Here is a 12619-nt window from a genome sequence, read left to right as displayed (position 1 = left end):
AACAAGCTAGCTATCAGGCATTATTTGTGGTACAATAGTGGGTAATAATGTCTTTAGACAAGTTAAACGAAAAAAGGAAGATAAATGATGACAAAACGTGTAACAATTATCGAAGTAAAAGACTACGTTGGTCAAGAAGTCACTATTGGTGCTTGGGTTGCTAACAAGTCAGGAAAAGGAAAAATTGCCTTCTTGCAATTGCGTGACGGAACTGCCTTCTTCCAAGGCGTGGCTTTCAAACCAAACTTTATTGAGAAATTTGGTGAAGAAGTAGGTCTTGAAAAATTCGATACCATCAAACGCTTGAGCCAAGAAACGTCTGTCTTTGTGACTGGGATTGTCAAAGAAGATGAGCGCTCAAAATTTGGTTATGAGTTGGATATTACAGACATTGAAGTCATCGGTGAATCTCAAGATTACCCAATCACGCCAAAAGAACACGGAACAGACTTCTTGATGGACAACCGCCACTTGTGGTTGCGTTCACGCAAACAAGTCGCTGTAATGCAAATCCGTAACGCTATTATCTATGCAACTTATGAGTTCTTTGATAAGAATGGCTTCATGAAATTTGATAGCCCAATCCTTTCAGGAAATGCTGCAGAAGACTCTACTGAACTCTTTGAAACAGACTACTTTGGAACACCAGCCTACTTGAGCCAATCTGGTCAGCTCTATCTTGAAGCAGGTGCTATGGCTCTAGGTCGTGTCTTTGACTTTGGTCCAGTATTCCGCGCGGAGAAATCAAAAACTCGCCGTCATTTGACTGAGTTCTGGATGATGGATGCAGAGTACTCATACTTAACACACGATGAATCACTTGACTTGCAAGAAGCTTATGTTAAAGCGTTGCTTCAAGGTGTTCTAGACCGTGCTCCTCAAGCCTTGGAGACCTTAGAGCGTGATACAGAGCTCTTGAAACGCTACATTGCTGAGCCATTTAAACGCATTACTTACGATGAAGCGATTGACCTCTTGCAAGAGCATGAGAACGACGAAGATGCTGACTACGAACATCTTGAGCATGGAGATGACTTTGGTTCACCACACGAAACTTGGATTTCAAACCACTTTGGTGTACCAACCTTTGTGATCAACTATCCAGCTGACATCAAGGCTTTCTACATGAAACCAGTTCCTGGGAACCCAGATCGCGTGCTTTGTGCAGACTTGCTTGCACCAGAAGGTTACGGAGAAATCATCGGTGGTTCCATGCGTGAGGAAGACTACGATGCCCTTGTCGCTAAGATGGAAGAGCTTGGTATGGATCGTACAGAGTACGAATTCTACCTTGACCTTCGTAAATATGGTACAGTACCACACGGTGGATTTGGTATCGGAATTGAGCGTATGGTAACTTTTGCAGCTGGAACAAAACACATCCGTGAAGCTATTCCATTCCCACGTATGTTGCACCGTATTAAACCTTAATAACTATAAAAACGCCAGCTGGCGTTTTTATACTCTTCGAAAATCAAATTCAAACTACGTCAGCTTCACCTTGCCGTACTCAAATACAGCCTGCGGCTAGCTTCCTAGTTTGCTCTTTGATTTTCATTGAGTATTACTTTAAATGAAAGAGGTAGAGAAAATGTAGGCAAATCTCAGTAAGTCTTTTAGAAACAATCATATTACTTATTGAAAGAGAGAAAACAATGTTTAAAAGAACTTACAAAGGCAATATTCCACTCCTAGCAGGACTGGAATTCACATCTTATTTTGGAATTACCAGTTTTTGGATTTTATTTTTTATCCAAAATGGTCTTTCCTTGCTTCAAATCGGTTTACTAGAAAGTATCTTTCATGGGACCAGTCTCTTGTGTGAAATCCCATCTGGTATGTTGGCCGATCGATTTAGCTACAAGACCAATCTCTATTTGGCTCGCTTGGCCAGTATTGGCTCCTCTATCTTGATTTTGTTTGGTCAGGGGAGTTTTTGGATTTATGCGATTGCCATGATGGTTAATGCTTGGTCCTACAATTTTGACTCGGGGACCAGTACTGCTTTCTTATATGATTCGGCGGTTGAAGCGGGTCAAAAGGACCGATATCTTCAGATTTATAGCTTTTTGTCTGGTGTGGCAGAAGTCACCCGAACTCTAGGTACAGTTGTCGCAGGCTTCTTTATTCACGGAGCATTGGCTTGGACCTATCTAATTGCTATTGGATTATCTTTTCTTTCTATAATCTTGATTTATTTTATGAAAGAACCAATGGCTAAGAGAGGAAGAAATGAAGTCTTAACCTTTAAAACGATTGTCCTGCAAGTTCGAAAAGAATGGCAGGAAAAACCAGTACTCTTTTACTGGATGATGACTTATCAGCTAGTCGGGACACTCATGTGCATGTTTTACTTTTACTATCAGCAGAAAATAAGTGACTTAGCAGGATGGCAGGTTTCCCTGATCATGCTGATTGGTAGTGGGTTAAATCTATTGGCAGTTTATGTGGCTAGTCAAATCGGTAAAAAATGGAATAGCAACCAAGTTTTTCCGAGGCTTGTTGCACTGACAGGCCTAGCAATGCTATTGGTGTTTTCTGGAACACCCTTTGCCTTTCTTCTCGTATATCTTTTAACCGATACACTTTATGCAGTCTATCAGCCAATCTATTTCAATGATTTACAAGGTTATTTACCTTCCAGTGTAAGAGCAACTATGCTTAGTATCAATTCTATGCTCTTTAGTTTATCTATGATTGTCATCTTCCCATTGACAGGTTGGTTGATCGATCGTTGGGGTATTGTTGCTGTCTTTTTAGTTTTAGGCCTTATCTTGCTTGTGATCTCTCCTATCTTAATAATTAGTCTGACAAGGATGGGTAAGCTATTAAATCAGGACTTAAAAACTGAATAAAGCACGAGACCCTATTTGCCCAAAGAGGCTTCTTGTGATAAAATAACAAGAAGAAAAGGAGAAGAGCATGATTGATGTAGAAGAAATTCTAAGCAAGATGAATCCCAATCAAAAGATCAACTATGACCGTGTCATGCAAAAGATGGTCCAAGTTTGGGAAAAAAATGAAGAAAGACCAACTATTCTCATGCACGTCTGTTGTGCTCCCTGCAGTACCTACACTTTAGAGTACTTGACTAAGTATGCCGATGTGACCATTTATTTTGCTAATTCCAATATCCATCCCAAGGCTGAGTATCACAAGCGTGCTTATGTAACCCAAAAGTTTGTCAGTGATTTTAATGAGCGAACTGGCAATAACGTCCAATACCTAGAAGCACCATACGAACCCAATGAATACCGTAAACTGGTTCGAGGTTTGGAAGAAGAACCTGAAGGTGGCGATCGTTGCAAGGTCTGTTTTGACTATCGTTTGGATAAGACAGCGCAGGTGGCTATGGACTTGGGCTTTGACTACTTTGGCTCAGCCTTGACCATCAGTCCCCATAAGAATTCCCAAACCATCAACAGCATCGGAATTGATGTGCAAAAGATTTATACCACCCACTATCTCCCAAGTGATTTTAAGAAAAATCAAGGTTACAAACGTTCTGTAGAAATGTGTGAAGAGTACGATATTTATCGTCAATGTTACTGTGGTTGTGTCTATGCTGCTCAAGCCCAGAATATCGACTTGGTGCAGGTCAAGAAGGATGCAACAGCCTTTATGGTAGATAAGGATATCGAGAAAGATTATTCCCATATCAAGTTCACCGTTACGAAGTTAGATATTTAAAGGGAAACCTGCCTTAAGGCAGGTTTTTTGATTTTAAAAAAACTAGGGCAGACACCCTAGTTTGACAACTTTACCGATTCTTTAGTTCTACGTAGCGTTTGTACCAAATGTTGACATAGGCTTCTGAGAAGGGGCCTCGTTCATTGTTGATCCAATCAACAAGAATCTTAACATGCTCTTTCAAAATATAGTCTAAATCATCAGGATAATTCATCTTACGCTTGTGGCGCTCATACTCTTCAACGTCCAAGAGGCGTTTTTCGCCATCTGTAAAAACTTTAACATCTAAATCATAGTCAATGTATTTTAAAGCTTCTTCGTCTAGATAGTATGGGCTAGCCATGTTGCAATAGTAGGAAATCCCATTATCACGGATCATAGCAATGATATTAAACCAATATTTTTTGTGAAAGTAAACAATAGCCGGTTCTCGAGTTACCCAACGACGACCGTCACTTTCGGTAACAAGTGTGTGGTCGTTGACGCCGATAATAGCGTTCTCTGTTGTTTTTAGTACCATGGTGTCTCGCCAAGTGCGGTGGAGACTCCCATCATGCTTATAACTTTGAATTGTAATAAAGTCGCCTTCTTTTGGAAGTTTCATAACTAACCAACTTTCTACAATTTATAAGTTTATCGTTTACTATTGTATCACATTTTTGTTTAAAGTTCTTAGTTTTTCATGAAAAAATTAAAGATATTCTCTGAGAGCGCTGGCTATATCCGAAAAATCGTATCCTTTTCGTGCTAAAACTTGGGTCAAACGCTGCTTGAGTTCGTATCCTTCATACTTACGCGAATACTTTCGATATTGCTTATCCAACTCTTTAAAGATTAGCTCCTGAACGGTTTCCTCTTCTATCTGGTTATCCAGTTGGTCAAAGGCTTTTTTAGCTTCCGAGTAGGAAAACCCTTTGTTGGTAAGATTTTGGATTATCTTGTCTTGTAGAGCGCGAGCAGGCAATTTACCCTGATATTTTTTCAGTAGTTTTTCGGCTGTACGCTCTGCGACTTCCATCATGTTAAATTCCTGTAAGACGTCTTGGATAACGGCCTTAGCAACTCCTTTTTGAGAAATCTTTTGTATCAGCATGTAGCTTCCCTTGTCGCCAGATAGCTGATTGGAATTGATGATCGCATAGGCATACTGACGGTCATTGATCCAGTTGTCATCCTTGAGGGCTTGGATGACTTGTGGTATGATTTTCTCATCAATCTCATGTTTAACAAGATAATCTCGGACTTCCTTTTCGGTACGGGCCTTGAAGGATAAGTGGTAGAGGGCCAGATTTTTTCCGTAGGAAAATTGTGCAAAGGTCTGAATTTCTGCAAACTCTTGTGGACTAATTTCCTTATCCTTGGTCAACATAAAGCGAACAATGGTATCCTCTGTAATATAGCAGGTTTGGTCGCTATCAAGTTCTAGCAGATAGAGACGTTTTTTCTTTTCTAGTTTTGTGATTTTCATGGTTTTCCTTTTATCCAAACGCTTCAAAGGCAGCAACGAGTCGAAGTTTATTTATATCGATCTGTTCTCTACCATAATAGTCAAGAAATAGTTCAGCGTAGTTAGGGTCATGTAGGTTATAGTTGAGGGACCAAACTGCCCAAAAGAGATCGATATGTCGGTCACTGAAATCAGCTAGGCCAAGGTCAATAAAGCAAGAGAAGTGGTCAGCATCTTTTAGAATAAAGTTCGGTAGACAGGCATCCCCGTGAATAAAGGCATCAGTCTTTAAAAGGTGCCCTTGTTCTCGAATGAGCTGGAAGGCCTCTTCACGACTGCTAATCCGGAATTGGGGTAGGAGGGCCTTGGCATAGAACTCCCCTTTTTCATAGTTTTTCAAGGCTCTTTCTTTATAGGCTTGTAAATGATTTTCTGATGGAAAATTTTGCGGATAAAAGTTGTGAAGTTTTTTAAGAGCTTCGGCCATGGTACGGCAAATTTTTTCTGGTTGATCTAAAAAAGCGAGAGTATCATGGCCAATAGCCTCTTTCGTCAGGAGGTAGTCTTTATCTGTAGATAGATAGTGGATGACTGGCGTTCCTATTTCCTCTTGTTCAAACCAACTCGCAATTCTAGCTTCTCGCTCTAATCTTCCCTTTTGATCTATTTTCAAGTAGTAACCTGAATCAAGATAGAGAACCCTTGCGCCTGAATGAGAAGAGCTGTCAGAAAGAGTTGCTCCCTCTATATAAGTTCGTAATTGCTCAGGAAAATCCAATGGGGAAAAATGAGATATCTTTGTATTCATGGTTTTATTGTAACATATTCTTAAACATTGAGAAACTACGTGGTATAATAGACTTATGAGTCTTAAAGTCAAACAAAAAATTCCATTAAAAATTAAGCGTATGGGGATAAACGGGGAAGGTATCGGATTTTGCCAGAAAACCCTTGTTTTTGTTCCTGGAGCCCTCAAGGGAGAAGATATCTATTGTCAGGTGACTTCCGTTAAGCGTAACTACGTTGAGGCTAAACTGCTTGAGGTCAATAAAAAATCTAAGTTTCGAGTGGTACCAGACTGCACCATTTATAATGAGTGTGGTGGTTGCCAAATCATGCATCTGCATTATGACAAGCAGCTGGAGTTTAAAACGGACCTTCTCCATCAAGCTCTGAAGAAATTTGCACCCGCTGGTTACGAAAACTATGAAATCAGACCAACCATTGGTATGCAGGAACCCAAATATTATCGGGCTAAACTACAATTCCAAACTCGAAAGTTTAAGGGCCAAGTCAAGGCAGGTTTGTATGCTCAGAATTCCCACTATCTAGTCGAGTTAAAGGACTGCCTAGTTCAAGATAAGGAGACACAAGCAATTGCTAATCGCATTGCTGAACTCTTGACCTATCATCAAATTCCGATTACGGATGAACGGAAAATCCTTGGAGTTCGGACCTTCATGGTTCGTCGCGCACGGAAAACTGGGCAAGTTCAGATTATTATTGTGACCAATCGTCAATTAAATCTGACTCAATTTGTGAAAGACCTAGTCAAGGATTATCCTGAAGTAGTGACTGTCGCAGTCAATACCAATACCGCTAAAACTAGTGAGATTTATGGGGACAAGACAGAGATTATTTGGGGACAGGATAGTATTCGTGAGGGTGTATTAGACTATGAGTTTTCTCTCTCGCCACGAGCTTTTTACCAGCTCAATCCTGAACAGACAGAAACTCTCTATAGTGAAGCCGTTAAAGCCTTGGACGTAAATGAGAATGACCATCTGATTGATGCCTACTGTGGTGTTGGCACCATTGGTTTTGCCTTTGCCAAAAAAGTTAAAAGTCTGAGAGGGATGGATATTATTCCAGAAGCTATTGAGGATGCCAAAGAAAATGCCCAGCGTATGGGGTATACCAATACTCACTATGAGGCTGGAACTGCAGAAGAAATCATCCCTCGTTGGTACAAGGAAGGCTATCGTGCCGATGCCTTGATTGTGGACCCGCCTCGTACCGGTTTAGATGACAAACTCTTGGATACCATCGTTAAATACGCTCCTGAAAAGATGGTCTACATTTCCTGCAATGTATCTACCTTGGCACGTGATTTAGTCAGATTGATGGAAGTCTATGATCTGCATTATATCCAGTCAGTTGATATGTTTCCGCACACGGCTAGGACAGAAGCAGTGGTCAAATTAACCAGGAGAAAGCCAGACTCTAAATAGAATTGATGACTGGAAAGTATTTGAAAAGAAGACTTCTAGTTACAGAGTAAAATTTGCAAGCTCCCTCTATTTATGATAAAATAAGTAGAAAATAAAATGAAAAAAGAGGTATGTGAAATGTCACGTAAACCATTTATCGCTGGTAACTGGAAAATGAACAAAAACCCAGAAGAAGCAAAAGCATTCGTTGAAGCTGTAGCATCAAAACTTCCTTCATCAGACCTTGTTGAAGCTGGGATTGCTGTACCTGCTCTTGACTTGACAACTGTTCTTGCTACTGCTAAAGGTTCAAACCTTAAAGTTGCTGCTCAAAACTGCTACTTTGAAAATGCAGGTGCTTTCACAGGTGAAACTAGCCCACAAGTTTTGAAAGAAATCGGTACTGACTACGTTGTTATCGGTCACTCAGAACGTCGTGACTACTTCCACGAAACAGACGAAGATATCAACAAAAAAGCAAAAGCAATCTTTGCAAACGGTATGCTTCCAATTATCTGTTGTGGCGAGTCTCTTGAAACTTACGAAGCAGGAAAAGCTGCTGAATTCGTAGGTGCTCAAGTTTCAGCTGCTCTTGCAGGATTGACTGCAGAACAAGTAGCTTCATCGGTTATCGCTTATGAGCCAATCTGGGCTATCGGTACTGGTAAATCAGCTTCACAAGACGATGCACAAAAAATGTGTAAAGTTGTTCGTGACGTTGTAGCAGCTGACTTTGGTCAAGAAGTAGCTGATAAAGTACGTGTTCAATACGGTGGTTCAGTTAAACCTGAAAACGTTGCAGAATACATGGCTTGTCCAGACGTTGACGGAGCTCTTGTTGGTGGTGCATCACTTGATCCAGAAAGCTTCTTGGCATTGCTTGACTTTGTAAAATAAGCTTCAAATATCTGAGACAGACAGTTCCCTCCCACGAGGTTAAGACTGCCTGTCTTCTTTTTAGTAAAAAGGCGTGCGAAAGCACGCTCTTTTCTGCATTTTAAATGAAAAAGAAAGGAGAATTATGCTTTATATTTGGTTTTATCTCAAACGTTATCCCAAGTGGTTAGTGTTAGACTTCTTCGGAGCTATTTTCTTTGTGATTGTCAATCTTGGGTTACCGACTGTTCTTGCTCGTATGATTGACCAGGGGATTAATCAAGGTAATGAAGAAAAGCTCTATTTTTGGGCCATCATCATGTTGGTTATTATCGTCTTGGGGACATTTGGGCGGGTTGTTCTATCCTATGCTGCTAGTAAATTGACCACCAATATGGTTAAGGACATGCGAAATGATGTCTATGCTAAGCTGCAAGAGTATTCTCATCACGAATATGAACAAATTGGTGTTTCTTCATTGGTGACTCGTATTACCAGTGATGCCTTTGTCCTTATGCAGTTTGCAGAGCAGACGCTTAAGCTGGGTGTGATCACTCCCATGATGATGCTGACGAGTATTCTCATGATTTTCTTAACTAGTCCCTCACTGGCTTGGATTGTCGCTTTTTCCGTTCCTTTCCTAGCTGTAGTAGTCCTTTATGTGGCAGTGAAAACGCGCCCCTTATCTGAAAAACAACAGAAAACACTGGACAAGATAAACCAATATGTCCGTGAAAATTTGATGGGGCTACGAGTGATTCGTGCCTTTGCTCGTGAAGATTTCCAAGAAAAACGTTTCAAAGAGAAAAATGCAATCTATGCAGATAATTCGAATCGTTTGTTCAAATTGACTGGTTTGACAGAGCCACTTTTTGTGCAAATCATTATTGCCATGATTGTAGCTATCGTTTGGTTTGCTCTAGATCCTCTCAAACAAGGAAGTTTGCAGATTGGGGATTTGGTGGCCTTTATCGAGTATAGTTTCCACGCTCTCTTGTCCTTCCTTTTCTTGTCAAACCTCTTTACCATGTATCCACGTACGGCTGTGTCTAGTGAGCGTTTGAAGGAAATCATAGATATGCCTATTTCTATTGATCCAAATGAGGAAGGAATTCAAGAAACAGAAACACATGGTTACCTAGAATTTGATAATGTGACCTTTGCTTATCCTGGGGAAACAGAGAGCCCTGTTTTGCATAATATTTCCTTTACTGCTAAACCGGGAGAAACCATTGCTTTTATCGGTTCGACTGGGTCAGGTAAGTCTACTCTGGTTCAGTTAATTCCACGTTTCTACGATGTTACACTGGGGAAAATTAAGGTCGATGGTGTTGATGTCCGTGATTACCGTCTCAAATCACTCCGCCAGAAGATTGGATTTATTCCACAAAAAGCCTTGCTCTTTACAGGGACTATCGCAGATAATCTCCGTTACGGAAAAGAGGACGCCAGTCATGAGGACTTGCACCAAGCAGCTGATGTAGCCCAAGCCAAAGACTTTATCGAAAGTCGAGAAGAAGGTTTTGCAACTCATCTGGCTGAAGGGGGAAGCAATCTATCAGGTGGTCAAAAGCAACGATTGTCGATTGCCCGCGCAGTCATCAAGGGTCCAGATATCTATATCTTTGATGATTCCTTCTCAGCCTTGGACTACCGTACAGATGCAATCTTGCGCCGTCGTCTCAAGGAAGTGACTCAAGATGCTACGGTATTGATTGTTGCGCAACGTGTTGGAACCATTATGGATGCGGACCAGATTATCGTCCTTGATAAGGGCGAAATCGTTGGTCGTGGACGTCATGAAGAATTGATGGAAACCAATGACATCTATCGAGAAATTGCTGAGTCGCAGTTGAAAAATGCGTCTCTGACAGAAGAATAGGAGGTAAAGGATGAAACAACAATCTAGTCTAGCTCGTCTATGGAACTATTTAAAAGCCTACCGTTTCTCTGTTTTCTTTGCAGTCTTCTTGAAAATAGTCAGCGTCATAATGAGTGTTATCGAGCCATTCATATTGGGGCTTGCTATCACTGAGTTAACCAGCAACCTCCTTGCCATGGCAAATGGTGTCGCAGGAGCAGGTATTAATACTAGCTATATCGCGGTGATTCTGGTGATCTATCTCTTGCGTGGCCTTTTTTATGAGTTGGGTTCTTATTACTCAAACTATTTCATGACCAATGCTGTCCAGTCTATGATACAGGATTTGCGAAATGAAATGAGCGAAAAAATCAACCGCATCCCTGTGTCTTACTTTGACAAGCACCAATTTGGAGATTTGCTGGGACGTTTTACTAGTGATGTAGAGACCGTATCTAATGCACTCCAACAATCCTTCTTACAGATTGTTAATGCAGTCTTTACCATTATTTTTGTTATGGGTATGGTCCTCTATCTAAATCTTCAGTTGGCTATCATTGTTATCTTGTCGATTCCAGTGACTTATTTTGGAGCCAAAACAATTCTAAATCGTTCGCAGCCATACTTTAAACAGCAGGCAGCTATATTGGGACGTATGAATGGATTTGTACAGGAAAACTTGACAGGTTTCAATGTTTTAAAACTTTTCGGACGCGAAGAAAACTCTCAAGAGAGATTTGAAAAGATTACGGATGAATTGCAACAAGTCGGATTTAAGGCGAGCTTTATTTCAGGTTTGATGATGCCTGCTCTTCACATCGTGTCTGATTTAACTTACTTAATTGTAGCTGTCTTAGGTGGATTGCAGGTTATTGCAGGGCGCTTGACGATTGGTAATATGCAGGCCTTCGTTCAGTATGTGTGGCAAGTCAGCCAACCGATCCAAAATATTACTCAATTAGCAGGGCAAATGCAAAGTGCTAAGTCTTCGCTTGATCGTGTCTTCGAAGTTCTAGATGAACAGGAAGAAGTCCAAACTGCTGAAGTGAAAGAACTAGCACCATTGACAGGCCAAGTTAGTTTCAAAAATGTCGATTTCCAATATGTGGAAAACAAACCATTGATTCGCAATTTTAATTTAGATGTTGAACCTGGAGAGATGGTAGCTATCGTTGGACCTACTGGAGCAGGGAAAACAACCTTGATTAACCTTCTCATGCGTTTTTACGATGTGACAGCTGGTGCCATTTTAGTGGATGGCCAAGATATTCGTGACTTGTCTCGTCAGGACTATCGTCGACAGTTTGGTATGGTCCTACAGGATGCCTGGCTCTATGAAGGCAGTATCAAGGAAAATCTTCGCTTTGGAAATCTTGAGGCAACAGATGAAGAAATCGTTGAAGCTGCTAAGGCGGCCAATGTTGACCACTTTATCCGCACCCTTCCTGGTGGCTATAACATGGAAATGAACCAAGAGTCAAGTAATATTTCTCTTGGGCAAAAACAGTTGTTAACTATCGCGCGTGCTCTCTTGGCGGATCCTAAAATCTTAATTTTGGACGAAGCGACCTCATCAGTCGATACTCGTTTAGAACTCTTGATTCAAAAGGCTATGAAACGTTTGATGAAGGGGAGAACAAGCTTTGTTATCGCCCATCGACTTTCGACTATTCAGGAAGCTGACAAAATTTTGGTGCTGAAAGATGGGCAGATTATCGAACAAGGAAATCATGAAAGTCTTTTGGCTGCGAAAGGTTTCTATTATGATCTTTATCAAAGTCAATTTTCTAGTAAAAACAGAGAAAATAGCTAGGGTAAATAGCCACTCATTTTCTTAAATTATCAGTCAATTACAACTTTTTTAATATGGGTTAATTTTCTTGCTTTTGTCTACTAGGTGTAGTATACTGAGGTAGTAATCAATAAATATGGTTACAAAAATAATATTATGAGGTGAGAAAAATGGTAGAATTGAAAAAAGATGCATTAAAAGACGTAACAACATTATCTAAGACAGCTCCTGAAACGCTAGTAAAAACGAAAGAAGTCTTGAATCAAGCCGTAGCTGACTTGTACGTAGCGCATATCGCTCTTCATCAAGTACACTGGTACATGCGTGGGCGTGGTTTTATGGTATGGCATCCTAAGATGGATGAATACATGGACAGTCTTGATGGTTACCTTGACGAAATCAGCGAACGCTTGATCACTCTTGGTGGCAAACCCTACTCTACATTGACAGAATTCCTTCAACACAGTGAAATCGAAGAAGGTGTTGGAGAATTCCGCAACGTAGAAGAAAGTTTGGAACGTGTCCTTGAAATTTATCGTTACCTTATCACTCTTTTCCAAAAAGCATTGGATGTAACAGATGATGAAGGTGATGATGTAACCAATGATATCTTCGTTGGTGCTAAAGCTGACCTTGAAAAAACAGTTTGGATGCTTGCAGCAGAATTAGGACAAGCACCTGGTTTGTAAGATACTGCATTTTTCTAAAAATCCGTAGAAGTTTTCTACGGATTTTTTCTATTC

11 protein-coding genes are annotated in these 12619 nt (G+C 40.6%); 8 read left to right on the top strand and 3 right to left on the bottom strand.

Annotation, left to right across the window (positions count from 1 at the left end):
* Positions 1-84 precede the first annotated feature (84 nt).
* The 3 genes from asnS (at position 85) to M1F91_RS03815 (ending at position 3690) form a co-directional block, all read left to right on the top strand.
* Complete coding sequence (gene asnS / locus M1F91_RS03825) at positions 85-1431, top strand: asparagine--tRNA ligase (protein WP_247912708.1); 1347 nt, start codon at positions 85-87, stop codon at positions 1429-1431.
* A gap of 224 nt (positions 1432-1655) precedes the next feature.
* Positions 1656-2855 (top strand): MFS transporter, encoded by a 1200-nt coding sequence (locus M1F91_RS03820; protein ID WP_247912707.1) that lies wholly within the window; start codon positions 1656-1658, stop codon positions 2853-2855.
* Positions 2856-2922: 67 nt separating this feature from the next.
* Positions 2923-3690 carry an epoxyqueuosine reductase QueH gene (locus M1F91_RS03815; RefSeq protein ID WP_004252154.1) on the top strand — a complete coding sequence of 256 codons (768 nt, stop codon included), beginning with the start codon at positions 2923-2925 and terminating at the stop codon, positions 3688-3690.
* Positions 3691-3760: 70 nt separating this feature from the next.
* On the opposite strand, the gene M1F91_RS03810 is transcribed toward M1F91_RS03815, so the two are convergent.
* The 3 genes from M1F91_RS03810 to M1F91_RS03800 form a co-directional block, all read right to left on the bottom strand.
* Positions 3761-4294 (bottom strand): DUF402 domain-containing protein, encoded by a 534-nt coding sequence (locus M1F91_RS03810; RefSeq protein ID WP_004252157.1) that lies wholly within the window; start codon positions 4292-4294, stop codon positions 3761-3763.
* Between the two features lie 87 nt (positions 4295-4381).
* Entirely contained in the window at positions 4382-5158 is a 777-nt protein-coding gene (gene recX, locus M1F91_RS03805; protein ID WP_247912706.1) for a recombination regulator RecX, read from the bottom strand.
* 10 nt (positions 5159-5168) lie between these two features.
* Positions 5169-5945, bottom strand: a complete 777-nt coding sequence (locus M1F91_RS03800; protein ID WP_247912705.1) for an aminoglycoside 3'-phosphotransferase — start codon at positions 5943-5945, stop codon at positions 5169-5171.
* A gap of 55 nt (positions 5946-6000) precedes the next feature.
* Here M1F91_RS03800 and rlmD point away from each other — a divergent pair, with 55 nt between their 5' ends.
* The 5 genes from rlmD to M1F91_RS03775 all read left to right on the top strand — a co-directional run bounded on the left by rlmD (position 6001) and on the right by M1F91_RS03775 (position 12565).
* The gene (gene rlmD, locus M1F91_RS03795) at positions 6001-7368 is read left to right on the top strand and encodes a 23S rRNA (uracil(1939)-C(5))-methyltransferase RlmD (protein WP_247912704.1); all 1368 of its coding nucleotides are present in this window, start codon (positions 6001-6003) and stop codon (positions 7366-7368) included.
* Between the two features lie 117 nt (positions 7369-7485).
* The gene (gene tpiA / locus M1F91_RS03790; RefSeq protein ID WP_247912703.1) at positions 7486-8244 is read left to right on the top strand and encodes a triose-phosphate isomerase; all 759 of its coding nucleotides are present in this window, start codon (positions 7486-7488) and stop codon (positions 8242-8244) included.
* Between the two features lie 124 nt (positions 8245-8368).
* The gene (locus M1F91_RS03785) at positions 8369-10105 is read left to right on the top strand and encodes an ABC transporter ATP-binding protein (RefSeq protein WP_247912702.1); all 1737 of its coding nucleotides are present in this window, start codon (positions 8369-8371) and stop codon (positions 10103-10105) included.
* A 10-nt stretch (positions 10106-10115) separates the two neighbouring features.
* On the top strand, positions 10116-11897 hold the full coding sequence (locus M1F91_RS03780) for an ABC transporter ATP-binding protein (protein ID WP_247912701.1): 1782 nt from the start codon (positions 10116-10118) through the stop codon (positions 11895-11897).
* A gap of 149 nt (positions 11898-12046) precedes the next feature.
* The gene (locus tag M1F91_RS03775) at positions 12047-12565 is read left to right on the top strand and encodes a Dps family protein (protein WP_247912700.1); all 519 of its coding nucleotides are present in this window, start codon (positions 12047-12049) and stop codon (positions 12563-12565) included.
* The last annotated feature ends 54 nt before the right edge of the window (positions 12566-12619 follow it).

Source organism: Streptococcus sp. oral taxon 431 (genome assembly GCF_023110115.1).
In the GTDB taxonomy this organism is placed as follows: Bacteria; Bacillota; Bacilli; order Lactobacillales; family Streptococcaceae; genus Streptococcus.
This window is presented reverse-complemented; position numbering and strand designations above follow the sequence as displayed.